The sequence below is a fragment of the Bradyrhizobium sp. Pa8 genome (genome assembly GCF_052588265.1).
This window is the reverse complement of the sequence record NZ_CP176767.1, coordinates 4,471,930-4,497,991: the sequence shown is the minus strand read 5'-3', so window position 1 is coordinate 4,497,991 and position 26,062 is coordinate 4,471,930. Positions and strand designations below refer to the sequence as shown.

The 26,062-nt window shown below is 65.5% G+C and carries 20 protein-coding genes; 10 read left to right on the top strand and 10 right to left on the bottom strand.

Annotated features, from left to right (window positions below; translation table 11 throughout):
- The first annotated feature begins 1 nt into the window (after nt 1).
- Nucleotides 2-1,261, top strand: a complete 1,260-nt coding sequence (locus ACKWRH_RS20355; RefSeq protein WP_445222048.1) for an MFS transporter — start codon at nt 2-4, stop codon at nt 1,259-1,261.
- 219 nt (nt 1,262-1,480) lie between these two features.
- Nucleotides 1,481-1,924: a DoxX family protein gene (locus ACKWRH_RS20350; protein WP_445222047.1), complete on the top strand. Its 444-nt coding sequence runs from the start codon at nt 1,481-1,483 to the stop codon at nt 1,922-1,924.
- A 55-nt stretch (nt 1,925-1,979) separates the two neighbouring features.
- Here the strand turns inward: ACKWRH_RS20350 and ACKWRH_RS20345 are convergent, their stop codons facing one another.
- Nucleotides 1,980-2,147, bottom strand: a complete 168-nt coding sequence (locus ACKWRH_RS20345) for a hypothetical protein (protein WP_445222046.1) — start codon at nt 2,145-2,147, stop codon at nt 1,980-1,982.
- 137 nt (nt 2,148-2,284) lie between these two features.
- On the opposite strand from ACKWRH_RS20345, the gene ACKWRH_RS20340 reads away from it, so the two are divergent.
- Entirely contained in the window at nt 2,285-3,976 is a 1,692-nt protein-coding gene (locus tag ACKWRH_RS20340; RefSeq protein WP_445222045.1) for a methyl-accepting chemotaxis protein, read from the top strand.
- A 174-nt stretch (nt 3,977-4,150) separates the two neighbouring features.
- Here the strand turns inward: ACKWRH_RS20340 and ACKWRH_RS20335 are convergent, their stop codons facing one another.
- Nucleotides 4,151-7,951, bottom strand: a complete 3,801-nt coding sequence (locus tag ACKWRH_RS20335) for a YhdP family protein (RefSeq protein ID WP_445222448.1) — start codon at nt 7,949-7,951, stop codon at nt 4,151-4,153.
- Nucleotides 7,952-8,155: 204 nt separating this feature from the next.
- On the opposite strand from ACKWRH_RS20335, the gene ACKWRH_RS20330 reads away from it, so the two are divergent.
- Nucleotides 8,156-8,845 (top strand): redoxin domain-containing protein, encoded by a 690-nt coding sequence (locus tag ACKWRH_RS20330; protein ID WP_445222447.1) that lies wholly within the window; start codon nt 8,156-8,158, stop codon nt 8,843-8,845.
- Nucleotides 8,846-8,955: 110 nt separating this feature from the next.
- A complete protein-coding gene (locus ACKWRH_RS20325) occupies nt 8,956-10,323 on the top strand; it encodes a peptidoglycan DD-metalloendopeptidase family protein (RefSeq protein ID WP_445222044.1) in 1,368 nt (455 codons plus the stop codon).
- A 36-nt stretch (nt 10,324-10,359) separates the two neighbouring features.
- Here ACKWRH_RS20325 and ACKWRH_RS20320 read toward each other — a convergent pair whose 3' ends face one another.
- Nucleotides 10,360-11,568 (bottom strand): DUF5666 domain-containing protein, encoded by a 1,209-nt coding sequence (locus ACKWRH_RS20320; protein WP_445222043.1) that lies wholly within the window; start codon nt 11,566-11,568, stop codon nt 10,360-10,362.
- On the bottom strand, nt 11,565-12,443 hold the full coding sequence (locus ACKWRH_RS20315; protein WP_445222042.1) for a DUF6502 family protein: 879 nt from the start codon (nt 12,441-12,443) through the stop codon (nt 11,565-11,567). The genes ACKWRH_RS20320 and ACKWRH_RS20315 overlap by 4 nt, the downstream gene beginning before the upstream one ends.
- Nucleotides 12,444-12,569: 126 nt before the next feature.
- Here ACKWRH_RS20315 and ACKWRH_RS20310 point away from each other — a divergent pair, with 126 nt between their 5' ends.
- The 5 genes from ACKWRH_RS20310 to ACKWRH_RS20290 all read left to right on the top strand — a co-directional run bounded on the left by ACKWRH_RS20310 (nt 12,570) and on the right by ACKWRH_RS20290 (nt 18,083).
- Complete coding sequence (locus tag ACKWRH_RS20310; protein WP_445222041.1) at nt 12,570-12,731, top strand: hypothetical protein; 162 nt, start codon at nt 12,570-12,572, stop codon at nt 12,729-12,731.
- A gap of 7 nt (nt 12,732-12,738) precedes the next feature.
- The gene (locus tag ACKWRH_RS20305; RefSeq protein ID WP_445222040.1) at nt 12,739-14,667 is read left to right on the top strand and encodes a glycosyltransferase; all 1,929 of its coding nucleotides are present in this window, start codon (nt 12,739-12,741) and stop codon (nt 14,665-14,667) included.
- Between the two features lie 3 nt (nt 14,668-14,670).
- The gene (locus tag ACKWRH_RS20300; protein ID WP_445222039.1) at nt 14,671-15,411 is read left to right on the top strand and encodes an ABC transporter ATP-binding protein; all 741 of its coding nucleotides are present in this window, start codon (nt 14,671-14,673) and stop codon (nt 15,409-15,411) included.
- On the top strand, nt 15,408-16,787 hold the full coding sequence (locus ACKWRH_RS20295; protein WP_445222038.1) for a glycosyltransferase family 4 protein: 1,380 nt from the start codon (nt 15,408-15,410) through the stop codon (nt 16,785-16,787). Before ACKWRH_RS20300 ends, ACKWRH_RS20295 begins: the two co-directional genes overlap by 4 nt.
- 81 nt (nt 16,788-16,868) lie before the next feature.
- The gene (locus ACKWRH_RS20290) at nt 16,869-18,083 is read left to right on the top strand and encodes an O-antigen ligase family protein (protein ID WP_445222037.1); all 1,215 of its coding nucleotides are present in this window, start codon (nt 16,869-16,871) and stop codon (nt 18,081-18,083) included.
- Here the strand turns inward: ACKWRH_RS20290 and ACKWRH_RS20285 are convergent.
- From ACKWRH_RS20285 to ACKWRH_RS20260, 6 genes are all read right to left on the bottom strand, one after another.
- The gene (locus tag ACKWRH_RS20285; RefSeq protein ID WP_445222036.1) at nt 18,077-19,312 is read right to left on the bottom strand and encodes an ABC transporter substrate-binding protein; all 1,236 of its coding nucleotides are present in this window, start codon (nt 19,310-19,312) and stop codon (nt 18,077-18,079) included. The genes ACKWRH_RS20290 and ACKWRH_RS20285 overlap by 7 nt on opposite strands.
- A 109-nt stretch (nt 19,313-19,421) precedes the next feature.
- Entirely contained in the window at nt 19,422-20,333 is a 912-nt protein-coding gene (locus ACKWRH_RS20280) for a DMT family transporter (RefSeq protein WP_445222035.1), read from the bottom strand.
- Nucleotides 20,334-20,410: 77 nt separating this feature from the next.
- Nucleotides 20,411-21,286, bottom strand: a complete 876-nt coding sequence (locus tag ACKWRH_RS20275; protein WP_445222034.1) for a DMT family transporter — start codon at nt 21,284-21,286, stop codon at nt 20,411-20,413.
- A gap of 13 nt (nt 21,287-21,299) precedes the next feature.
- Nucleotides 21,300-22,181, bottom strand: a complete 882-nt coding sequence (locus ACKWRH_RS20270; protein ID WP_212107514.1) for an NAD(P)-dependent oxidoreductase — start codon at nt 22,179-22,181, stop codon at nt 21,300-21,302.
- Nucleotides 22,181-23,312, bottom strand: a protein-coding gene (prfB, locus tag ACKWRH_RS20265; protein ID WP_445222033.1) for a peptide chain release factor 2 whose coding sequence is annotated in 2 segments (ribosomal slippage) — nt 22,181-23,242 and nt 23,244-23,312 — 1,131 coding nt in all. Because the reading frame shifts where the segments join, the coding sequence is not laid out codon by codon here. Before prfB ends, ACKWRH_RS20270 begins: the two co-directional genes overlap by 1 nt.
- Before the next feature lie 103 nt (nt 23,313-23,415).
- Nucleotides 23,416-25,926 carry a penicillin-binding protein 1A gene (locus ACKWRH_RS20260; protein ID WP_445222032.1) on the bottom strand — a complete coding sequence of 837 codons (2,511 nt, stop codon included), beginning with the start codon at nt 25,924-25,926 and terminating at the stop codon, nt 23,416-23,418.
- Between the last annotated feature and the right edge of the window lie 136 nt (nt 25,927-26,062).

The following is a 26,062-nucleotide window of genomic DNA, read 5'->3' as shown; positions in this document are numbered from 1 at the left end:
AATGGATCAGAACACGCCCAGGGGAGCTTCGCGGGAACAGGCCGGACGCACGCAGCGAGATGCGGTGCGCACCGCACTCGTCGTGCTCGGGCTGTGCTTCACGCTCGCTGTCCTCGGCCGCGGCCTCAGCGAGAGCTTCACCGTCTTCCTCAAGCCGATCTCCGAAAACTTTGGCTGGGACCGTGCGCAGGTCGTCTCGATCTACTCACTGACCTGGCTGATCAGCGGACTGACCGCGCCACTGGTCGGGCGCCTGTTCGACCATTCCGGACCGCGCATCGTCTACGCACTCGGGCTTTTCCTGCTCGGCTCGGCCTTCCTGATCGCGGCGCATGCGCAGGCGCTCTGGCAATTTCAGCTCTCGATCGGCCTCTGCGTCGGCATTGGCGTCGCCTTCATCGGCATTGTGCCGAACTCGATCCTGCTCGGCCGCTGGTTCGGGCCACGGCTGCCGACCGCGATGGCTGTGGTCTATTCGGCGATGGGTGGCGGCGTGCTGGCGCTGCTCCCGACCTCACAGCTTTTGATCGATCATCTCGGCTGGCGTGAAGCCTATCAGGTATACGGCTTTGCTGCGCTCGGCTTGCTCGTGCCGCTGCTGCTTCTGCCCTGGCGCATGTTCGCGATCGGCTCGCCGCATATCACCAAGAAGACCGATCCTGATTTCATCGACAACGGCTGGACGCTCGTGAGCGCGATGCGCCACCACGCTTTCTGGGCGCTGTTCTCGACCTTCTTCTTCACCGCGGTCGGCATGTATTCGATCGCCGCGCAGATCGTGGCCTACCTCATCGACGCCGGCTTTCCGCCGCTCCAGGCCGCGACCGCCTGGGGTTTTTCGGGCGTGGTGCTGGTGTTCGGCATGCTCGGCGTATCCGCGCTCGACGGGCTGATCGGGCGCCGGCCCTCGGTGCTGCTCAGCTACGCGATCTCGATCATCGGCATCTTCCTGCTCTGGCTCTTGCAGTATTATCCGAACATCATCCTGCTGACCGGCTTCGTCGTCTGCTTCGGCAGCATGATGGGCTCGCGCGGCCCGCTGATCACAGCGACCGCCATGAAGATTTTTCGCGGCAAGCGCGTCGGCACGATCTTCGGCACCATCTCGATCGGCAGCGGATTGGGTTCGGCGTTCGGCTCATGGAGCGGCGGCCTCATCCACGACTTCACGCAGGGCTACAACCTCCTGCTCGTCTTCGCACTTGCGAGCGTGATCCTCGGAATGATTCCATTTCTGATTGTCCCCGCCTTGCGGCAGTAGGTCTCCCCGACGTAACCTGCATCCCTCTGCGTCACCGGGAAATTACGGGCGACACACGCTGCACCGCGTGCGAAACCCTCGGGCGCAACCGGAGTTAAGGGACGAACTGCGATATTTTGTCCACATGACAAAAATGTCAGCGCCGAATTGACCCCGGGTGGCTTGCGAGGCCGAACTGAATACGGTCCAAGTCGCCCATTGGATGGAGGGCACAAACCAATGAACTTTCCCTATCTCACTCGCTTTGAACCGGTTCTCCTGAGCCTGTTCCGCTTCATCACCGGCCTGCTGCTGTTTCAATTCGGCGTAGCCAAGCTGTTCAAGTTTCCGCCTTTGCCGATGTTCGCGAAAGTCGAATTGATGTCGCTTTACGGCGCGGCCGGGACGCTTGAACTGGTGCTTGGCGCGCTGTTGATCCTCGGCCTGTTCACCCGCCTCGCCGCTTTCATCCTCTCCGGTGAAATGGCCTTCGCCTACTTCATGGGACATATGCTCAAGGGCGAGACGCCGGTGCTCCTGCCGTTGCTCAACAACGGCACGCTCGCCATCCTGTTCTGCTTCGCCTGCCTCTATCTCTCGGCGGCCGGCGGCGGCCCGATCAGCGTCGATGCGGCGATGGGCAACGAACGCGCCTCGACCGGCGGCGCATTTGCGCGACGCTGACGCGCGCAATTGACGCGCAAGTCACGGATGGCACCGGCAGCTTTGCCGGTGTCATCTACCGCGAGCCCAGCACGTTCCAGATCAGGACGAGGGCCGCGACGAGCAGCGCGGACATGATGAGGCGGTGAACGAATCGGTTCATTGCCGCTCCCGCCAGGCTCGATGACCACCAAGGTCCGGGATCGATCTTCTCCTGCATACGCGCTGACGTGCGCGGACGCATGTCGCTTTGCCTGCACGGTTACGCATCAGGCTGCGAACTGTCACGCGCGCGGCCGGCGGCCTCATGCCTATGTTCATGATTGGTAAGAACTTCATGCTACCGATGCGAGCAATAACAACCATTTCGTAGAGGCTGCGATGAAGCTGCTGAGCCACCTGAAGATCCGCACCAAGCTTACCAGCATGGTCTGCCTTGCGGCTCTCACAGTCACGGCCATCATCGCGGTATCGGCCTTCCTCAGCAAGAGCCGCATGATGGAGGACCGGGTCCAGCAGATGAAGACCGCGGTCGACATGCTCTACAATCTCGCCCAGTCGGTCCAGGACGACGTCACCGCCGGCAAGCTGACGCAGGCCGAGGCCAAGGCCCAGTTCCACATGCGCGGACGGCGCATGACCTTCAACGGCAACCAGGGCTATCCGGTCGTCTACAACGCCGACACGTCCCTCCTCGTCAACGGCGCCAACCAGCAGCTCGAAGGCAAGATCACCGGCGCGATCGACGCCAACGGTGTCCTCATTGCCGACGCGATCCTCAAGGCCGGCGAACAGAATGGCGGCGGCGTAGCCTCCTATCTCTATCCCCGCCCCGGCCAGACCGAAGCGGTGCGCAAGACCGTGTTCGCGCGCAAGTTCGCCCCCTGGAACGCGACGATCAGCTATGGCCTCTATGTCGACGACATCGACGCCGATGTGCGCGCGCTGACGCTCGAGCTTGCCGCGGTCGGCCTCGGCCTGATGCTGCTGATGGCGACGTTGTCGTGGCTGATCGCCCACGACGTGCTCGGCGCGCTCGATCGCCAGAAGACCCGCATGCAGGAGATTGCCGACGGTGCCATCGACAAGCCGGTCGAGGAGACCGGCCGCGGTGACGAGATCGGCCGCATGGCCGAGACCCTCGAAGTGCTCAGGCAGACCGCTTTGACGGCGCGCAACCTGGAGGCCGAGCAGGTCGCCGCCAAGACACGCAGCGAGCAGGAGAAGCGTGACGCGCTGATCTCGCTCGCCGACCGCTTCGATGCCTCGGTCGGCCAGCTCGTCGGCCTGATGGCCTCGGGCTCCGGCGAGCTCGAGACCACCGCCAAGTCGATGTCGTCAACGGCCGAGGGCACCAATCGCCGCGCCGCCGTGGTCGGCTCGGCCGCCACCGAAGCCAGCCAGCGCGTCCAGACGGTCGCGGCTGCCGCCGAAGAGCTCTCCTCCTCCATCACCGAGATCAGCCGCCAGGTCACGCAATCCGCCGAAGTGACCGGCCGCGCCGTCGACAGCGCACGCCGCACCGACACCATCGTGCGCGCGCTCTCGGACGGCGCCCAGCAGATCGAGCATGTCGCCGAGCTGATCTCCAGCATCGCGGCGCAGACCAATCTGCTCGCGCTCAACGCCACCATCGAAGCCGCGCGCGCCGGTGAAGCCGGCCGCGGCTTTGCCGTCGTCGCCTCCGAGGTGAAGTCGCTCGCCAGCCAGACCGCGGAAGCCACCCGCGAGATCGGCGACAAGATCGCCCAGATCCAGGGCGCGACCAAGGAGGCCGTGGACGCCATCGGCGGCATCACCGCCACCATCGAGGAAGTCAGCCGCATCGCCACCTCGATCGGCGCGGCCATCGAGGAGCAAGGCGCCGCCACCGCCGAGATCGCCCGCAGCGTCTCGCAGACCGCGGAGGCGACTAAGGAAGTCACCACCAATATCGGCGGCGTCAGCACCGCAGCGAACGAGACCGGCAACGCCGCCGGCATGGTGCTCGCTGCGGCCAGCAATCTCTCCAAGCAGGCCGAGCAGCTCTCCGGCGAGGTCGGCACCTTCCTGGCGGGCGTGCGCGCGGCCTAAGCTTCGCGACGCCAATCCCTCCACATGCGTCATGGCCGGGCTTGTCCCGGCCATCCACGTTTTTATGGCCGCCCTGCACGAAGAGCGTGGATGCCCGGGCCTTCGCCGCGCCGAAGCGGCTTCGGCCGCGTAGGCGGGACAAGCCCGGGCATGACGGAGTTCTGAGCTTCCAGCTTACCGCCGCGCGAGGGTGCAGCCGCTCGACAGCTGACGCGTCGATCCGGTCGAGCCGTCGTTCGACTGCGAGGGGAATTCCTCGAACGGCGAGTTCTGCTTGCCGGTGTTGAACTCGAAGATCTTGCGGAACAGGCCCGGCGCCATCGCCGAGATCGGATTGACGCGCATCACGGGCGCGGCCGGCGTGCCGACGACCTCATAGGTCACGCCGATCAATCCCTCATTGTTGCCGCCGCCGAGGAAGATGCCGAACAGCGGGATCTGGCCGAAGATGTTGTTGACGCCATACATCGGCACGAAGGTCCCGCTCATGCACACCTGGTTGCCGGGATAGTCGATCGAGCCCTCGATGGTGGCGCCGATCATCGGACCCTTGACGACGCCATCGCGGATCGTCAGGGCGCCGTTCTGACGCGTGAACTCGGCGCGCAGCGCGCTGAAGGAGACGCCGTTCCCGGTGCCGTTGGGCGCGCCGGCGGCAACGCGTTCGAGCTGCGCCTCGCCCTTCACCGTGAAGTCGCGGACGTTGATGAGGCCCTCGCGCGTGGTGTTCGGCTCCGACGTCGGCGGCTCCATTGCCACCACCATCTGGCCGCCGATCGCCTTGGTGTAGGTGTCGGTGAAGCGCAGTAACGCGCCGGCATCGTTGGTCTGGAGGTAGATCACCTCGCGATTGCCCTGGGCGCGGCCGCCGCGCAAATCGGCTGCCACCGGCGTGTCGCGGCCAATCTTGCCGTTCAGCGTGAAGGCTTTGACGGTGCCGTTGCGCCGCGACATCTTGGCATCGACGCTGCGCATCGCCTCGCCGTTGAATCCCGCGACGGCACCGAGCTTCAAGTCGATGTCGAAATCGACGTTCTTCATCTTGTTCTTGGCGTCGTCCTTGGAATTGCCTGAGATCGCCGACTTCAGGAAACCGCGGCCGTCGAACACATCCCCGCGCATCGTGCCGCGTACCACCCCGTCCTGGCCACGCTCCACCTTCAACGAGGCCTTGTCGCCATCGGTCGGCGCGTAGGTCGGGAAGTTCGCGTTCATGAGGTCGCCGTTCGGATCGACTTCAAGCGAGCCCTTGATCGAGGCGCCGCCGCCTTCGACGACGATGTCCTCCAGACGCGTTGATTGCGTTGTCGGCACCACCTTGAAGCTGGCCTTGGCCGATTTGCCCGGCAGCTTGACCCAGCCGGGCAGGATGTTGTCGAGCTTGACCGAGGTCAGGTCCGCCTCGACACCGAGCTTCGTCGTCTGGTCGGGACCACCGGCGATCTTGCCCGACAGCTTGATCGGCAGCGATCCGCTGACGGCGGGGCTCAGATCGAATCCCAGGCGCGCGCGGCTGGCATCGTCCAGCGTGGTCTGCAATTTGACGTCTGCATCACCCTCGGCCGGCTTGCGGTAGTCCAGCGAGGCCGCCTGCCCGTTGATCTTGACGTCGCCCTTGACCTGATAGCCCTGGTTGCTCGCTGATATCTTGAGGTTGTTGGCCTCGAGCTTCTGGTTCATCACCAGCTTGTCGGCTGAGAAGCCGTTGAGATCGGCGGTGACGGCGTAGGTGGTGTCGGCCTTGGTCAGCTCGCCCTTGACCGGCAGGCCGAGCTGGATGTTGGCCGTGAACGTCCCCTTGCTGGTGTTGGGATCGACGACGGTCGACGACAGATCGCTCAGGCGATCGTTGGCGAGCATTTCGGCGGCAGCAGGCACCGGGCCATCGACGCGGAACCTGGTCCGCGACGGCGACGGTTTGGGCGCCATATCCGGCACCTCGAAGACGAAGTCGGAGATCGTGACCTTGCGGCCCGCCGGCGTATCGGCAATGCCCTGCCCGATATTCACGGTCGCGGTGCGCCCGGTCACACGCGCCTTCAAATCGGCGTCGTGCACCACCGGCATGCCATCCACGGGGCGGACCGCGACGCCACTTGCGACGATGTTGACAGACAGGCCGTCGTCGGGAATGGGCGGGCCCTTGCGCGGGAGGTTCTTCGTCGGCGAATTGACACCGATCTCGATGCGCTGGAGCGTGCCGCGCTCGATCCGCTCGATCACCCATTCGCGCAACTCGGGAACGACAAGCGTCGGCCACATCCGCTTGAGCGCGGAGGCCGACATCGGCGTTCCCGCAAAGCCCAGCGTCAGCCGCGGCTCGCCCGAATAGTCGATGGCACCGGTGCCGGCGACGCCGATCTCGCCATTGCTGATATCGGCTTGCGTCAGCAGCATGCGCTTGTGGTCGGTATCGAAGCGGAAGCCGATGGCGATGCGGTTGAAGACCAGCGGGGGCTCGTTGTCGATTCCGCCCAGCAGGATCGAGCCGCCGCTGAAGCCAAGCTGCCAGTCGTTGGTGGTGCCGTTGGGCGGCTCGAGATGGGCCAGAAGCGTCAGGCGGTTCGCGCCCGAGAGAATCTTGAACGGAGCGACCAATACCCGCCGGTTCGAATCCCACTCGACGTTGATCTCGGCCGAGTCGATCGCCATCGGATAATCTGGCGTGTCGGTGTCGATGATGTTGCCCGCGCCGACCGCGATCTTGCCGCGGAAGAAGGTCGGCACGCCGTCGCGGCCGAGCTCGCCCTTGAGCTCGCCGGTCAGCGGCAGGTCGGCGGTGTAGGTGAAGTCCTTCACCCGGAGCGCCAGCAGGATGTTGGCGGTGGAAACCTTATCGGCGCGGATGTCGACCGAGCGCACACCATTCTCGGCAGGGCCGATCGTGGCGCGCAGCGACCACGGGTGCGCGCCCTCCTCGCCCAGGCTGAGTGCGACGCCGCCATGGCTCGGCCGGCGCAGGCTGAGCGTGATGTTCTCAAAGCTCCACTTGCTGCCGCGCTGCTGATCGTCGACGATCAGATTGCCGTTCTTCAGACCGATCTCGTTGAGATTCTGGCCGTCGAGGCCAGTCATGCTCAGACTGTCGAGCCAGTCGAGGCCCTGAAGAATGCCACTCGGGGCAGCCGTCTGGGGAGCGGCCTGCGATGCGTCCGGACCTGCAGGTCCGGTGGCGAATGGCGGCGGCGGGACACCGTTGCGCGGGAATGTCGGCGGCAGGCCGGCTTCCTTCTTGGAGGCGACGCCGGTTGCCAGCGGCTTTGCGGTGTCACCGGCTGACACGGTGACGGTGCCGTCGGGCGCGATCCGGATCGCAAGCTCCGCGTCCACGAGATTGAGGCTCTCGGCGCGCAGGTGCCCCATCAGGAGACCCGCCCCCGACAGCTTCACTTCGGCCTTCGGTGCGGTGGCGACGATGACGTGATCGTGGTCGCGGACGACGATGTCGCGGATGCGCACGGCGATGCGGATCCGCCCGGCCCGCTCGATCTGGGTGCCGCCGACCTCCACGGTGTTGCCGTGGCCGATATTGTCCTCGATGGCGGCAGCGAGCCAAGGCGTCGCGATGTCGAGATTGATGGGACCGGCACCAAGCCGCCACCACAGCGCGCCGAAACAGCCGACGAAAATGACGGCGAGCGCCCCGACCACGATGGCCAGCCGCTTCAGCCAGCGATCGGCGGCCAGCCAGCGGCGCAATGACGCAAATCCGTCACCGAAGCGAGGGAAGCCCGAATTGGAACGCGACAACAGCCGGCGCGCCCGATGGCCCGCCGCTGCTTCCTGATCCGGATCCCAGTCGGCGTCGTCCCATTCCTGCGGCTGCTGTGGACCGCCGCGCCGATCGAAATCCCGATTGTAATCCTGGGGCGACGTATTCCTTGCCATTGCCTCTCGATACAGGCGCCCATCGTAGGATTGAGCGCCGCCGGGACCGCAGCCGTCCGCGGGAAGCGAAGCTCCCTGCGCCGGCATTGCCGCCATACCTCTAATATTCCTGCTGTTCGTCATTTCGCCCCGGGAGCGCGTTCAACGAGCAGTGGGGTGGTGCGTGGAATTCCTTGTAACCATACCCCGGCGTCGCCAGACTTGCCCAGACGAGGGCGCGATTCCGGCACACCGGACGAGAGCTGCAATACCGCTTTGGTTGACCCGCCGAAAGCGACGAAAGGAAGGCGTATGTCCAAGAAATCCCGAAAGAAATCGTCCAAAACGCCCTCCGGCAGTGCAACGGCTAAAAAGAAGACCCCGACCAAACGGGCAACGACTCAAACAAAGTCCGCGAAAACACAGCGGACGCCGGCGAGCAAATCAACCAGGACCGTAGCAAAAGCAGGATCACATAAGGCCGCATCGAAACAGTTAAATTCCTCCAAATCGGCCTCCGCGCCCGCGAAGACGAAGCCGGCCCTGACCGAGGGCCAGAAGGCGCCCGCCTTCCGGCTGCCCCGCGACGGCGGCGATGTGGTCTCGCTCGCCGACTATGCCGGTCGGAAGCTCGTCCTGTTCTTCTACCCCCGCGCCGACACGCCCGGCTGCACCCGTGAGGCGATCGATTTTACGCGGCTGGCGGACGCTTTCGGCGCCGCCGGCACGGCCCTGCTCGGCATCTCCGCCGATCCGTTAAGGGCGCAGGAGAAGTTCCGCGACAAGCACGGCCTCGGCATGCCGCTCATCTCCGATGAGAAACACGAGATGCTGGAGGCGTATGGTGCCTGGGGCGAAAAGTCCATGTATGGCAAGAGTTTCCTCGGAGTTCTTCGCACCACGATACTGCTTGGCGCCGACGGCAAGGTAGCCAGGGTCTGGCGCAATGTCCGCGTCGACGGCCACGCCGACGAGGTGCTGGAAGCGGCAAGAGGCCTTTAACCAATCCGTTAAATTCGAGCGGTTCCGTTTCCGGAAAATTAACCATGACCGGCCCAGATTGCTGCGGCAATTAGGCCGTACGGACTCATCCGACCGGCGCGGGAGTGCCGATGTCGAAAAGTTCTGCCCAATATTCGCAGTACCCCCAACATCACGCGCACGACCACGGACGGGCCTTCCATCGCCGCCCCGCAGCCGCAGCGGCAGCCGTCGCGATCCCCCTTCCCGACGCCGACGACGCCTACACCATCGTGCACCACGGCAAGCAGGTCCGCCTCGGACCCGTGGTGTTCTGGATCGTGGTCGGCACCGTCGTGCTGCTCGGACTCTGGTCGGCCGCGACCGCCACCTATTTCGCCTTCCGCGACGACGTCCTGACCCGGCTGATCGCGCGCCAGGCCGAAATGCAGTACGCCTACGAGGACCGCATCGCCGAGCTCCGTGCCAAGGTCGACCGCACCACCAGCCGGCAGCTGCTCGACCAGGAACAGTTCGACCAGAAGCTCGACCAGATCATGAAGCGCCAGACGGCGCTGGAGTCCCGAGCCACGGCGCTCGGGGCCATGCCCGACGTGACCGGATCAATCCCCCGCACGGCTCCGCAGCGCGGCGATTCGAACCAGGGCGCGACTCAGGGGACGCCGAAGCCGTCGCCGATCAGCGACACCGTGATCTTCGTGGCACCGCCCGATCGCGAAGCGCGACTTGAGTCGCGCGCCCCGACCGTCGCGGCACCGCCAACCAGCCAATTCGCCAAGAACCAGGGTTTCGACAACGTCCTGGTCCGGCTCACGACCTCGCTCGACCAGGTCGAGCGTCGCCAAATGGCGACGCTCAGCGCCGTCGAGGAAGGCATGGATTCACGCATGCGCCGGATGCGCGGCGTCGTCAGCGACCTCGGCCTCAATCTCGCCAGCCTCGAAGCCGCCGTGCCGCGCTCCGCGATGGGCGGTCCTTTCGTGCCCGTCAAGCTGACGGCCAATGCCGGGCCGTTCGAGAAGCAGCTCAACCGCATCAATGTCACACGCGCCGAAATGGACCGGCTCAATCGCACGCTGGCGCTGGTGCCCTACCGCAAGCCCGTCATCGGCGAGGTCGAATTCACCTCCGGCTTCGGCGTGCGCAGCGATCCCTTCCTCGGCCGGCCCGCGATGCATACCGGGCTCGACTTCCGTGCCGCCACCGGCGATCCCGCACGCGTCACCGCCAACGGCAAGGTCGTTTCAGCCGGCTGGTCCGGTGGTTACGGCCGCATGGTCGAAGTCGATCACGGCAACGGGCTCTCGACCCGTTACGGCCATCTCTCCGAGATCAACGTCAAGGTCGGTGAGATCGTGAAGCTCGGCCAGGTCATCGGTCTCGTCGGTTCGACCGGCCGGTCCACCGGCCCGCACCTCCATTACGAAACCCGCATCGATGGCGAAGCGGTCGATCCGCAGAAGTTTTTGCGCGCCGGCGTGCGGCTCAGCGCGGGCTAATAAGCCCGCGCCACGCGCTTTCAGCGTGGCGGCGCCCTATCGCCGGCCGCCGCCCATCCCGCCTCCGGGACCTCCGAAGCCGCCACCGCCCATCCCACCGCCGGGTCCCATGGGTCCGCCGCCGGGCGAACCAAATCCGCCAGGGCCTGACGGGCCGCTCGGGCCCGTCGGCGCGGAGCCAGGATTTGCACTTGTGCCAGGTCCTGGGCCAGATCCCGGCGCAGGTCCGCCACCGGGCGCGCCGGGCTGACCGCCGCTCGGAGTGGTGGCGCCGCGGTTCGGATGCAGGATCGAACCGCCGGGCGACCGATTGGGATTGCCGCCACCGGATGGAGGTGCTCCAGGCCCCTGGCCGATGGCCTGAGCCGACTCCACCTGGAAGCCGCGCGAGCGATCGAACACGCCGTTGACCACCATGCGGGCCTCGCCGGCGGCCGGGCCGAAGCGTGAACCGTCACGAGCCACGAAGCCGGAGCCGAGCTGGAGGTTCGATCCCACGCGCTGCACATAGGCCTCGATCGAGAGGCGGCTTGCACCGACGAGATCCGAGAAGTCGTCGATGCGCGTGCGTGCGGCCTGCATTGTGCCCTGGCTCGAACGGCCCTCGATCTGGGCGCGCTGGCCAACCAGCAGCGGATCGACCCCGCTCAGCCTGAGCCCGCCAATTCGCAAGCCGTCAGGCCCGCGCTCGACGAGACCGGTGACACGCTCGGTTGCCTCGCGCCGCGGCTCGATCAGGCTTGCGACGATCACGCCGTCGGTCCGGCGCAGGCCGTAGACGGCCACCTGCGTGCCCGCACGGAGCTTGCTCTCCTTGTCGCTTGTGACGATCTTCTGGCCGAGCACCGTCAGCTCGTTGCCCTTCACGGCTTCGATCGGACCTGCGACCTCGCTCGCGATCGTGATGTTGCGCGTAACGAGCGTGCCGTCGGCCTGACGGGTCGCGACCACGCGCGCAAGCTGGCCGATGCGCAGGGCCTTGGGGCTCGCGGCCTCGCCGTCGATCCGGACCGGCACGTCGCTCGCATAAGTGACGCGCTCGCCGTTGACGTAGATGCTGCCAAAACGCTGGATCACGCCGACGATACCGGTGCCGCCGATGCCGTGGTCGTCACCGCGCCTGATTCCGGTGCCGCCGATGCCCTGATCGGTGCCGCGCTTGACCTGCGCGTGGGCCATCGCCGTGCCGGCGAGCCAAAATCCAGTCAGCAGCAGACGGCGGGAGATCAGCGGCGGCCGGCTCATGAAGAACCACCCTCCTTGCCGCCTTCTTTGGCCTCTGCCTCGCCATCTGCATCTTCGCTGTAGATGTAGATGCCGAAATTCCAGCGGGCGTCACCGCCCTTGTCCTTGGCGAGCGCGCGATTGGCCTCGCGGTTGGCGGTCTTCAGCGCGTCCATCGCGAGCTCGCGCGAGCGTGCCTCGAGGCGCCGCGCCAGCTTGGGCGAGATGTTGTTGTAGTGCACCGCGCGCTCGAGGAAGCGCGGCGCCGCGCCTGAGACGTTCTGCGCGGCGGCCGCGATATGGTCGTGCAGATTACGGCCGAGATAGTGCCATTTGCTGTCGTCCTCGCCGCTCGGGACGAAGGCCGCCTCGACCAGCTCGATCTCGTCGGAATCGTTGATGGTGACGAGCTTGCGGTCGACCCATTCGTCGAGCACCGCGCGCGGCCGCACGTCCTTGGTGACGGAGGTGACGAGCTGCTCGAACGACGGCGCATCGCCCTCGGCCGTGCGCGGCAACGCCAGCGGCTCGCCCTTCGCATCGGTGAATTCGGGCGCAGCAAGCCAACGCGCGATCACGGCGCTCGTCAGCGACACCGCGGCCGGCGCCTCGTGCACCGGCGCGCCGGCACCGCGCAGCCGCGCCACTTCCTTGCGATGGATCCCGGTAAGCAGGCTGACACGGCTGTCGGTCTGCTCCTTCCCCTCCAGCGCAAAATCGTGCTCGGCGACGTTGACGAACAGCTCGCGAAGCAATTGCGCCAATGCCGGAAAGGTCATGCCGCTGCGAATGCAGAGCCGCACGAGCGGGCGCAGCAGCCGTGCCAGCGGCGCGTGCAGCTTCGCGGCGGCATTCGGCTGCGGCGCCGCTGCTTTGGACCCGGACTTGGCATTCATGTCTGAACTGTACCCGCGCCGCACGTGGGACACAATCCCACTTTTTCCCACTTTGCGGTTGACGTGGTAAATTTTCCCACGTACACGAAACGCCACTGAGGGCGCGACGTAAAGGGACTCACACCCATGGCTGACCGCTTGGTCCGCAATTCCAACTCACTGCGTGCTGTGCCGGCTCCTGACTGGAGACACGGTGCAATCGAGCCGATGCTGCCGGCGCTGCTGCGCGGCGTGATCTTCATCTCGGTGCTGACCGCACCGTTCGTCGCGGCCCTTCTCGCAGGCTGACACCATCATGCATCACACCAGCGAAACTCCGCACCGCCCGTCGGTGCTGCACATCTTCAAGATCTATTATCCCGACCTGTTCGGCGGCACGCTGACGGTGATCCGCGACATCTGCGCGAGCCTGAAGGACAGCTTCGCCTCCGCCGTGCTGGTCTGCTCGCAATCGGCCGAGCGGCGCGAGATCGTCGTCAATGACGTGCCGGTCGAGCGCGTCCGCTCTTTCGGCAATCTCCTGTCGCTTCCCGCCGCGCCCACCTATCCCTGGCGGCTCTGGCGCAAGATCGCCGAGCACGATTTGCTCGCGCTCCATGCCCCCTTCCCGCTCGCCGACCTCGTTTTCGCCTTCGGCTTCGGCGTCCAACGGCCGCTGGTGGTGCACTGGCATGCCGACATCGTCACCCATGCCGGCCTGCGCTGGTTCATCGAACCGTTGATGCGGCGGACACTGCGCGGGGCGAAAGCGATCATCGTCTCGGACCACGCGCTGATCGAGAACACGCCGTTGCTGCGGGAATTCGTCGACAAATGCCACGTCGTGCCGTTCGGCATCGACACCTCGGGATACGACTGGCCCAAGATCGAGCCGCACCACGTGAACGATCGCGGCCGGCTCGTGCTCGCCTGCGGCCGGCTCGTGCCCTACAAGGGCTTCGACGTCCTGATCCGCGCCGCCGTCAACCGCAGGTTCGAGGTCTGGATCATCGGCGAAGGCACCGAGCGGCCGCGGCTGGAGCAACTGATCCGCGAGCTCGGCCTCGGCGACCGCGTCCGCCTGCTTGGTTCGGTGAACGACAGCGAGCGCATCAAGCTGATGTGCCTGTCCGACGTCTTCGTCATGCCGTCGGTCACCAATGCCGAGACCTTTGGCCTGGTCCAGCTCGAGGCCATGGCCGCCGGCCGCCCTGTCGTGAACACGGCGCTCGACACCGCGGTGCCGCGCGTCGCCCGCCACGGCATGGAGGCGATCACGGTGCCGCCGGGCGATGCCGAAAAGCTCGGCGATGCCATCGACACACTGATCAGCGATCCCGAGCGCCGCCGCCGCATGGGACTGTCAGCCCGGACGCGCGCCCTCACCCGCTATTCCGCCCCAGCCTTCAGGGAGGGCATGCAGGCCGTCTACCGCGACGCCGTCACCGCGTCGTGCAAGGAACCCGCAACCGCCGCCGAGCCACCGCAGGCGACCGGCTGGCTGGACACCGTCCGGATCGCGGCGGCACTGGCCTGGTCGGACATGCGCCACCGCTACGTGCGTTCGCTGCTCGGCCCGTTCTGGATGTCGCTTCAGATGGCGATCGTGGTCGCAGTATTGGGCTCGGTGATCGGCCAGATGTCGAACGCCGACATGTTGGCGCGCCTGCCGATGCTGGCGCTGTCGATGACGGCCTGGACCTTCCTCAACAGCGTCGTGCTCGATGCGACCACGGCGCTTCAGAATTCCGCAAGCCTGATCCGCGACCGGGCGCTGCCGCCGGTGATCTTCCTGCTGCAATGCACCTTCCGCCAGGCGCTGTTCGCGCTGCATAACGCCTGCGTGCCGCTGGCGCTGTGGCTGATCCTCTCGCCCCACGACCTCTCTCACGCGCTGGCGGCGCTGCCCGGCCTGCTGCTGTTCATAGCCTGCACCTTCGCCTTGAGCCTCGTTCTCGGCGCGACGGCAACGCGCTATCGCGACCTCAAGCCGATCATCGAATCCACGCTGATGCTCGCCTTCCTCGCCTCGCCCGTGATCTGGTCCGCCGAGATGATCAATCACCGCTCGACGGTGATGCGGCTCAATCCGCTGACCCATCTGTTCGCGGTGTGGCGCGAGCCACTTGCAGGCGGCCATATCGATCCCGCCAGCATCGTCTACGTCCTCATCACGCTGGCGCTGCTGATCTTTGCGAGCGTGCTGACGCTGGTCCACCTGCGCAAAGCCGCATTCTGGATTTGACGCATGGTCTCGATCAGCCTGCAAAACGTCTGTCTCGATTATCCGCTCTACGGCGCCTACGACTTCTCGCTGAAGCGGCGGCTGCTCGGCCACCTCATCCGCGAACCGGGCGAGATGCGGATCATCCGCGCCGTCGACAACATCTCGATCGAGGCCGAAGCCGGCGCCCGTATCGGGCTTGCCGGGCCCAACGGCTCCGGCAAGTCGACGCTGCTGCGCCTCATCGCCGGTGTCTATCCGCCGAGCAGTGGCCGCGTCACGGTCCGGGGCAACGTCGTGCCCCTGCTCGGCCTGAACGCCGGGGTCAATCTGGACTTCGTGGCGGAGGACAACATCGCGCTGCTGCTGCGGATCAGCGGTCGCAAGCCCACACGTAGCGTGATCGACGAGATCTGGGCTTTCACCGAGCTCGAAGCGCGCATGCAGCGCTTGCCCCTGCGGATGTTCTCCTCGGGCATGCTGATGCGGGTGTTGTTCGCGACCGCGACCGCTTTCCCGGCCGACATCCTGCTGCTCGACGAATGGCTCAGCGTCGTCGACGAGCATTTTGCGGAGAAGGCCGAGAGACGGCTGCAAAACCTGGTCTCGCAGGCGGCGATCGTGATCATCGCCTCGCACGACCTGCCGCTGCTGCGCCGCACCTGCTCCAGCATCATTAACCTCGATCACGGCCGCATCGCCTCGACCATCGCGGTCGAGCCGCCCGCCACGCACGCCTTTGAACTCCGCGAGAAACGCGCATGAAACAAAACATCCTGGTCGTGTCCGAGTCGCTCGGACAACCCAATCACAAGCGCGGCATCTTCCACTTCACCCGCGAATTGGTACGTTCGCTCGCGTCGGAAGGCCACGAACTCACCTTGCTGGTGGAAACCTCGAAGCGTTACCGCAAGCTATGTCGGCGCGAGCGACGCACGAAGCTGTTTCCGACGCAGTCGCGCAACATCGAGCTGCTCGCTCTTTATCGCTTCCTCGACGAGGTCAACGTGAGCGGGCCCGTGATGCTCAGCGGCGCGCGTCGCAGGTTCGACTGGCTCCGCCGCAAGGCCACCATGCTGCTGTCGCGGGACAATATCCTCTGCCTCCTGCGCGCGATCGGCCTGCTTGGCCTGCAAGCCCGGCTGATCGAGAACCGGACCGCCGCGCTCGAATACATTCCGCCAGATATGCGCCATCTCGAACTGTTCAGCGAATTCCAGCTCGAGCCCGGATTCTTCAACTATCAGGACTCCTCGGCCTTCTTCCTGCTGCCGCCGCCGCGGATCGACGCGCGTGACTATGATCTCATCGTTGTGGACACCCCGACGCGGGTCGCGATCAGGCGCAAGCCAAACGCCAAGGTGATCTGCGTCGTCCACGATTTGCTGCCGCTCACCGACCTCAAGCTCAGCGACATCGCCACGCGGCAGTTCCTGGCGCGGATCGGCACCAGCCTGCGCCAGGCTGACGAGCTCGCCTTCGTTTCAAACTATAGCATGATGCGGTTCAGGGAACTGTTGCCGCAATTTGCGCACCTGCCGGCGCGGGTCGTGTATCCCCGCACCCGGTTCGACGCCCCGGATGTCCTCCACCTCCCAGCCCTGTCGGGGCGTCCGGGGCGGCCGAACTTCGTCATCATCGTGTCGAACGAGCCGCGCAAGAACGTCGCCACCGTCATTCGTGCCTTCCGCAACGTCCCTCAGGCCGATCTCGTGGTGATCGGTCATGCGGGCCAGATCAGCCGGATGCGCAACCTGCCGCAGAATGTCCGCTTCGCCGGCTATGTCGACGAGCACGAAAAGGCCGCCATGATCGCGGAGGCGCACGGGCTGATCATGCCGAGCCTGGCCGAAGGCTTCGGCATACCGATCATCGAGGCGCTGGCCGCGAACACGCCGGTGTTGTGCTCCGATATCGCGGTGTTCCGTGAGGTCGCGGGCGAGCTCGCCGACTATTTCGACCCCTTCTCGACCGATGCGATCGCAGCTTCAATCACCCGCGTGCTGACGCGGCAGGAGGAATGCCGCGGCCGCATCCGCGCGAGGCGACACGAACTCGCCGAGCGCTTCGGCTACGAGACCCAGGCGCGCGACTTCCTCGGGCATGAGATGCCCCGGGAAAGCCTGGCCGCCGCGCAATAGGCATCGTTGCACATGACTGCTGAAACCGCGGCATCCTCCGGCCCGGCCGGTCGGCAGGCTTTGCGCGCCCGATGGCAAGCCATGGGCCAATCGCCCGCTCTGATCGGGGCCGCCGATGTGCTCGCTGTGCTGATCGCGGCGTCGCTGCCCTGGTCGACCACAGCGCCTTCGATCTTCGTCGGGCTCTGGCTGCTGGTGGTGACGCCGACCATCGACTGGCGCGACTATGGACGCCAGCTCGCACGGCCTGCGTTCGCCCTGCCCATTGCCTTCCTGCTGCTCGCGCTTCTCGGCACGCTCTGGTCGGACGGCGCGTGGGCCGATCGGCTGCATGCGATCAAGCCGGTCGCAAAGCTCGTGCTCATTCCAGCACTGCTCTATCACTTCAGCCGATCCGAACGCGGTTTCTGGGTTTTCCTTGGCTTTCTCGCGTCCTGCACGCTGCTTGCAGTCTATTCCTGGATCGTGCTGCACGATCCCGCCTGGAAACTCACCGCGACCGCGTCGGCCGGCGTTCCCGTCAAGAACTACATCGACCAGAGCCAGGAATTCACGCTGTGCGCCTTTGCGCTCGCGCTGCCGGCGTTGACTTTCTGGCACCGCGGAAACGTGGTCGCGACAGCCATCTGTCTGGCATTGATCCTGCTGTTCGCCACCAACATGGTGTTCGTCGCCTCCGCCCGCACGGCGCTGCTGTGCATCGCGGTGCTGCTCGGATTGCTCGCCTGGAGGCATTTGAGCCGGCGCGCGGCGCTGGTCCTGCTCGCAGGCACGATAGCCGCGAGCGCGCTGGCCTGGACAACCTCGCCCTATCTGCGCCACCGCATTGCGGACATCGCCGTGGAATACCGCCACGGCCATGAGGACATCAGCCGAGCCTCGACCGCCCAACGCCTGACCTATTGGCGCAAGGCGCTTCACGCCTTTGCCGAGGCGCCCCTGACCGGTCACGGCACCGGGTCGATCAAGCGCCAGTTCGAGCGCGCCGCCACCGGTGGAAGCAGCCTCGATGCGGAGATCGTCAGCAATCCCCACAACCAGACCCTCAATGTCGCGATGCAATGGGGCGCACTCGGCGTCGTCCTGCTCTACGCCATGTGGATCGCCCACCTTCGCCTGTTACTGGACGAAGGCCTTGCGGCCTGGATCGGGCTCGTGGCCGTCGTACAGAACATCGCGAGCTCGCTTCTGAACTCGCATTTGTTCGACTTCCACGCGGGGTGGATGTATGTGATGGGCGTCGGCGTCGCCGGCGGCATGGTGCTGAAAGCGAAGGCCGCCAACCCTGACTATTGACTACGCTCGTGGCCGACTTCGCCGGTGATCACGTCGCCGAACAGCTCCCAGGCCTCTCCGTTGAAGCGCATCAACTGCATCTGCTCGATCGGGAAGTAGTCGTCGGGTGAGGTGTTGACCATGATGCCGGGCAGCATCAGATCGGTGTGAAAGTCCTTCAGGCTGGTGGCCTGCTTCATCGCGTTCTCACGCGTGAGATTGTCGCCGCACTGCTTCAGCACCTGCGCCATCGCCTCGGCCTGCACATAGCCATAGAGGTTGTTGGCATTTGCCTTGTCGCCATCGGGGTAATATTTGTCCATGAAGGCGCGCCATTTGATCACGGCTGGATCCTTGTCCCAGGTCGGATCGGTCGGGTCCTTCAGATAGGCTGTCGAGATGATGTCCTTGGCATAGTCGAGCCCGGCAGGCTTCAGCACCGAGGCGATGGAAGTCGCTGTATTGGCGAGGAAGAATTTTGGCTTCCAGCCGAGCTCGCCGACCTTGCGGATCGCCTGCGCCGAGCCCTTCGGGGCGGCCCATGAGAAGAAAATGTCAGCGCCCGAGTCATGCAGCGCCACGATCTGCGAGTCGATCGAGGGATCGCTGACCTCATAGGATTTGTCGGTGATGATCATAGCCGCCTTGTCGCCGAGCCCGTCCTTCAGGCCCTTGAACTGGTCCTTGCCGGCGTCGTCGTTCTGCCAGAACACGGCGATCTTGCTGTTGGGGAAGTGATCGCGAATGTATTTTGCGTAGATCCGCCCCTCGCTCTGGTAGTTCGGCTGGAAACCCATGGTCCACGGGAAGTTCTTGGGGTCGCCGAACTTGGTGCCGCCGGACGCCACGAACAGCTGCGGCACCTTCTTGGCGTTCATGTATTTCATGATCGCGGAGTTCGAGGGCGTGCCGAGCGGCTGGAAGATCAGCAGCACCTCGTCGCTTTCGACCAGCTTGCGCGCCTGCTCGATCGCCTTCGGCGGCGAATAGGCATCGTCATAGCTGATGAAATTGATCTTGCGTCCGTTGATGCCGCCCTGGTCGTTGATCATCCTGAAATAGGCGGCCTCGGTCTTGCCGATGACGCCATAGGACGATGCCGGCCCGCTATAGGGCATGATGTTGCCGATCTTGACTTCGGTGTCGGTGGCTCCGGGATCGTATTTCTTCTGCGCCAAGGCCGGTGCCGTGACGAGCACGCCGGCAGCAAGAATGGCGAGGGCAGCAAGGTTTTCGCGACGACCCGGCATCGTTCTCTCCCCTATGTTTTGTAGTCTTGTTTTGCGGAGAGTGTCGCAAGGCCGTTCGCCGCTGGCAAGCGCCGCGATTTTCCGCGCCGTGAAACGACGGACTCGGAACTTACACCCCGCGCCGCAGCAGGTTCAGTACGCGTCCGTCGATCACGAGCAGCGCGCTGCCGATGACGATGGCGCCCGCGATCTCGCGCGCGGAGATCGGCTCACCCAGCACCAGCCATCCCAGCAGGATGGCGGTGACGGGAATGAGCAGCGTCACCAGCATCACATTGGTCGCACCCGAACGCCGCAGGATATGAAAGAAGACGATGTAGGCGAGCGCCGTCGACAGGGCGGCAAGGCCAAGCACCGCGAGCCAGGTCGTCAGGCCCGGCATCGAAAGATGCCACGGCTGCTCCATTGCGCCGGCAACGATCGCCATCATCACCGTCGATGCCATCAGCTGAAACGTCGCCGTTCCCAGCGGAGCTGAGTCCTTCAGCAACCGCCGCGCGGCCAGCGCCGCAAAGCCATAGCTGAACGCGCCGCCGAGGCAGAGCAGGATGCCGAGCCCCTGCCCCGGCCGCGTCTCGATGCCCCATCCGCGCAGGATGATCACACCCGCGAGGCCGAGCGCCACGCCGGCCACCCGCCGCATCTGCAAGGCCTCTTCGCCGGCCGCAGCCATCACCATCACCGTGAATAGCGGCGTGGTCGCGTTCAGGATCGAGGCCAGTCCGCTCGGGATGAAAGTCTGCCCGAGCACAATCAGCGAGAACGGGATGACGTTGTTGAGCAGCCCGATCGCAACGAACGGCTTCCAGCCCGTCACTCCCTTGGGCAAGCCGATCCCCTGCATCCACAGCAACGGCAGCAGAATGGCCGCCCCAAGCGCGACGCGCAGGAACACCAGCGTCAGCGGCGGCAATTCCCGCAGCGCCGCGCCATTGAAGAAGAACGATCCGCCCCAGAGAACCGAGAGCACCGCGAGCAGCGACCAGTCTCGCGCGTCGATCCTGTTATCGTTCGGGGACATGTGTTTCACCTCGGCGGCCGAGCCTGCCGCCTAGGACGGCGCGAGAAAGCCCGCCACCCGATTTCCGACAACGTTGCTCAGGAGGGGCGCCGCGAGCGAGCGTCACCGGCAATATCGGCGATCACCGCTCCAATCACCAGCGCGCCGCCAATGAGCGCATGCACGGCGGGCAGCTCGCGAAAAGCGACCCAGATCCAGAACGGCATCAGCGGCGTTTCCAGCGTCGCGACCAGGGAAGCCTGTCCTGATGGCAGCAAGCGTGAGCCGAGCATGTAGAAGGTCAGGCCGAGCGCGACCTGGAGGCAGCCGAACATCGCGAGGATCGCAAGGCCGTTGCCACCGACACGGGCGATGTCGTGGGCGAAGGGAAGGCTGACGAGGCTTCCCACGAAGTTCGACAGTGCTGCCGCGGCCACCATCGAGGTCTCGCGATGGCGCCGGACCACGACGGTCATGGCGGAGATGGCGAGCACCATCAGGCAGCTCAGCGCGACGCCGCCGAGATCGGCGCCGGCCTGAACGCCGCCGACCGTGATCACCACGCCGGCAAAGGCGATCAGGCTCGCGGTCAGCGTACGCCACGTCGCGGCTTCGCCGAGCCACAGCCACGCCAGCGCAGCCGCGACGAAGGGCTGGGTGGCGCTCAGCACCGCCACGTTCATGACCTTGGTCATCTGAAGCGCTGGAATGAACGAGACCATGCCGAGCGCGGACAAGGACGCGACGAGCAGGCCGCCCCTCCCCGGCACGACCAATTGCCACAGCGCGGCGCGGCCCTGCATCGCGACGAGAAACACGGTGATCAGGCTGCCCGCGAACAGGCCGCGCCAGAACAGGATGGTCCAGGGATCGAACGGCAACAGGCGCGTGAAGAACGGCGCGGTGCTCCAGGCAATTGCGGCAGCGACGACGAGGGCAATGCCGAGACCACGTTCCGAACGAGGCTGCCCCATGTGATGCGCCCGGCTAGGTCGGCTTCTTCGGCCGCGACACCAGCTCGATCATCTTGCCCTCATCGTCGTCGGGCATTGCGGCCTTGGCCTGCGCATAGGACTCGACCGCAGCGCGCGAGACCAGCGGCTTGTCGGCCAGCAGGCTTTCGGCGAGCTTCACGGCGTAGGCAGCATCCTTGTGCCGCAGCGCCGCCGTAAACGTCGCGCCGCTGAAATCGCGGGCAACCATGCGCTTGGAATGACGCTGCACCTGCGGGCTGGCGGCGACGCCGGCCTGGATCGATTCCAGCACCAGATTCATGTCGAGCCCGGCCTGTTCGGCGATGGCGAGGCCTTCGGCAAGGCCCGCGATCTGGATCGCCCCCAGGAGATTGTTGATGAGCTTGTAGACGGTGCCGGAGCCGACCGCGCCGAAATGGCGGATGGTCGAGCCGATCGGTTCGAGATAAGGCCGGGCGCGTTCGAGGTCGGCCGCATCGGCGCCTGCGAGCAGCGTCAGCTTTCCGGCAGCTGCCGCATCGGGCAATCCCGTCACCGGGCAGTCGATGTAGATCAGCCCGCGCGCGTTGAGCTCGCGGCCCATCTCGCGGGCGTGGTCATAGGAGACAGTGGAGCACTCGATCGCGATGGTGCCGGCCTTCGCCGTCTTGGCCGCGCCCTGAGGCCCGAGCCAGACCGCGCGCGAGGCTTCGTCATCGGCGACCATGGTCACGACCGCATCGGCATCGATCGCTGCGTCCTCAGGCGACGTCGCCCAATGCGCACCGCGCGCGATCAGGTCGTCCGCTTTTGCCTTGCTGCGATTCCACAGCGTCACCGTGAAGCCGGCATCGAGATAGCGGCCGGCCATGCCGTGGCCCATCCGCCCCAATCCGATGAAGGCGACGCGGGACATCAGTCGACGTCCTCGATGTCGGCTCCGGTGGTGCCGAAGGCGCGCTGCGCCAGGGTTGCGGCCATGAAGTCGTCGAGCTCGCCGTTCAGCACGCCCGATGTGTCGGACGTCTGCACGCCGGTGCGCAAATCCTTCACCATCTGGTAGGGCTGCAGCACGTAGGAGCGGATCTGGTGACCCCAGCCGATATCGGTCTTGGCGGCCTGGTCGGCGGCGGCTTTCTCCTCGCGCTTCTTCAGCTCGATCTCGTAAAGCCGCGCGCGCAGCATGTCCCAGGCCTGCGCCCGGTTCTTGTGCTGGGAGCGGCCGGCCTGACAGACCACGGCAACGCCGGTCGGAATATGCGTCAGGCGCACCGCGGATTCGGTCTTGTTGACGTGCTGGCCGCCGGCGCCGCCCGAGCGCATGGTGTCGACGCGGACATCGGATTCCTTGATGTCGATCTTGATGCTGTCGTCGATGACGGGGAACACCTGCACGCTCGAAAAAGAGGTGTGCCGGCGCGCGTTGGAATCGAACGGCGAGATGCGCACCAGCCGGTGCACGCCGGCCTCCGTCTTCAGCCACCCATAGGCGTTGTGGCCCGAGACCTGGATCGTCGCGGACTTGATGCCGGCCTCTTCGCCCTCGGACTCCTCGAGGAATTCGACCTTGAAGCCGTGCGTCTCGGCCCAGCGCGTGTACATGCGCAAGAGCATCTGCGCCCAGTCCTGGCTTTCGGTGCCGCCGGCGCCGGCATGGACTTCAAGATAGGAATCGAAACGATCGGCCTCGCCTGACAGCAGCGCTTCGAGCTCGCGCCGTGCGACTTCCTTCTTGAGGTTCTTCAGCGCGGTTTCAGCCTCAGTGACGACGCCGGCATCGCCCTCGGCCTCGCCGAGCTCGATCATGCCGATGTCGTCTTCGAGCTCCTGCTCGACCTTGCCGATGCCCGAGAGCGAATCCTCAAGCGAGGTGCGCTCCTGCATCAGCTTCTGGGCTTTCTGGGGATCGTTCCAGAGATTGGGATCTTCTGCGAGCTTGTTCAGCTCAGCGAGGCGCGCCGTCGATTTCTCGACGTCAAAGATGCCTCCTCAGCAGCCCGACTGACTGCTTGATCTCTTCTACCAACCGTTCGATTTCGGCGCGCATGTTGTTCTCTGATCTCGCGGAATCCCGCGTGCATTGGAGCTGGGATGTAGCGGCGGCGGCCGCAAAGCGCAACCGCCGGAACCGCCATCGTCTGTCTTATCCGCTAGTACAGCCCGCCGGTGCCCGGCCGCATGAAGAAGCCGGAATCCGGCTGCTGCTGCTGCGACGCCGGCACGCCGCCGCGCCCGTCGGCATCGGCGACGCCGATCACCGAATAATTGTCCGGCGGCGCCGTGCCCGGCTTGAAGGCTTCGAGGATGGTTCCGCCGGTCTCGCCGGGGCCGGCGCGCATGCCGGTCTTGGAGACGACGCGCACGAGCTTGATGCCGGCCGGCACCTTGAACGGAACCGCGGGCTTATCGGCGAGCGCGAGCTTGAGGAAGTCGCGCGCGATGGGCGCGGCCAGATGGCCGCCGGTCGCGGCGTTGCCCCTACCCAGCGCGCGCGGCTTGTCGTAGCCCATATAGATCGCGACGGCGACGTCGGGCGAGAAGCCGACGAACCAGGCGTCCTTGGCCTCGTTGGTGGTGCCGGTCTTGCCGGCGATCGGCTTGCCGACCTCCTTGACCACGGTTGCGGTACCGGCCTGGACCACGCCTTCCATCAGCTCGGTGATCTGATAGGCGGTCATGGAATCCAGCACCTGCTCGCGGCGGTCGATCAGCTGCGGCTCGGCCTGGTTCTTCCAGCCGCCCGGCGCGTCGCAGCCGCGGCATTCGCGCTGGTCGTGCTTGAAGATGGTGCGGCCGTAACGGTCCTGGATACGGTCGATCAAGGTCGGCTTCACCCGGCGACCGCCATTGGCGAGCATCGAATAGGCCGTGACCATGCGCATCGCCGTGGTCTCGCCGGCGCCGAGCGCGTAGGACAGATAGTTCGGCAATTCGTCATAGACGCCGAAGCGGCGCGCATATTCGCCGATCAGGGGCATGCCGATGTCCTGTGCGAGGCGCACGGTCACGGTGTTGAGCGACTGCCGCAGCGCGTTGCGCAGCGTCACCGGTCCCTGGAATTTGCCGGACGAGAAGTTTTCGGGCCGCCACACGCCGGCGCCCTGGCCCTGGTCGATCTCGATCGGAGCGTCGAGCACCACGGTCGAGGGCGTATAGCCGTTGTCGAGCGCGGCCGAATAGACGATCGGCTTGAACGACGAACCCGGCTGCCGGTAGGCCTGCGTGGCGCGGTTAAACTGGCTCTGGTCGAACGAGAAGCCGCCGACCATCGCGAGCACGCGGCCCGTCCAGGGATCCATCGCCACCATCGCGCCGGACACTTCGGGGATCTGGCGCAGGCGATACTGGCCCTCGACCGGCTGTCCCTCCTTGGTGTAGAGCGGATCGGCATAGATCACGTCGCCCGGCTGCAACACCTGCGCCACCGACGTCGGGGTCTTGCCCTTGGCATTGCCCTGGGCCGCCCTCGCCCAGCGTACGCCGTCGACCGTGACGATGCCGGTCTCGCGCTGCTTGCTGATGGCGCCGCCGAGCTCGCGGTTCGGCTGGAAGCCGATGCGCGCGGACTGGTCGCTGGTCTCCAGCACCACCGCCATGCGCCATGGCGAGATGTCGGACAGCGACTTGATCTCGGCGAGCTTCACGCCCCAATCGCCCGAAATATCGAGCTTGCTCATGGCGCCGCGATAGCCCTGCTGCTCGTCATAATTCACGAGGCCGGCCACCATGGCCTTGCGCGCCATGACCTGGATCTTCGGATCGAGCGTGGTGCGGACGGACAGACCGCCTTCGTAAAGCTTCTTCTCGCCGTAGCGCTCGAAGATGTCGCGGCGGACTTCCTCGGCGAAATATTCGCCGGCGAAGGTGTGGGCGCCGTTGGAACGGCTGGTGACGGCCAGCGGCTCCTTGCGCGCCTTGTCGGCGTCGGCCTGCTTGATCCAGCCGTTCTCCAGCAGACGGTCGACCACGTAGTTGCGGCGCTCGATGGCGCGGTCGCGGTTGCGCACCGGATGCAGCGTCGCGGGCATCTTCGGCAGCGCGGCGAGATAGGACGCTTCCGCGACCGTCAGCTCGTTCACCGACTTGTCGAAATACACCAGCGAAGCGGCCGCGATGCCATAGGCGCCGAGGCCGAGATAGATCTCGTTCAGATACAGCTCGAGGATCTTGTCCTTCGAGTAGGTCTTCTCGATGCGCATCGCCAGCAAGGCTTCCTTGATCTTGCGGGCGAAGGAGACCTCGTTGGTCAGAAGGAAGTTCTTGGCAACCTGCTGGGTGATCGTGGAAGCACCCTGCGGACGGCGATTGGAGCCGTAGTTCTGGATGAAGAGCACGCCGGCGCGCGCCATGCCGGTGTAGTCGATGCCGCCATGCTCGTAGAAATTCTTGTCCTCGGCGGCGAGGAAGGCGTTGATCACGAGCTTCGGCACCGCCTGGATCGGCAGGTACAAGCGCCGCTCCTTGGCGTATTCGCCGAGCAGCGAGCCGTCGACCGCGTGCACGCGGGTCATCACCGGCGGCTCGTAGTCCTGAAGCTGAGAGTAGTCGGGCAAGTCCTTGGAGAAATGCCAGATCAGGCCTGCCACGGCTCCGACACCGACAAGGAACACCACCGTTCCCGCGGCGAACAGGAAGCCCATGAACCGCACCAGCAAGCGCATTATATGTTTATCCGTTCAAACTCTGGATCAGCTCAAGGCACCCAAAACAGGCGCCAACTCCACGTCGCGAATTCACCGGCCTACTCAATTACATCAGTGCCGGACCCAAGACGCTTGCCGAACGGGATTCTCGCCG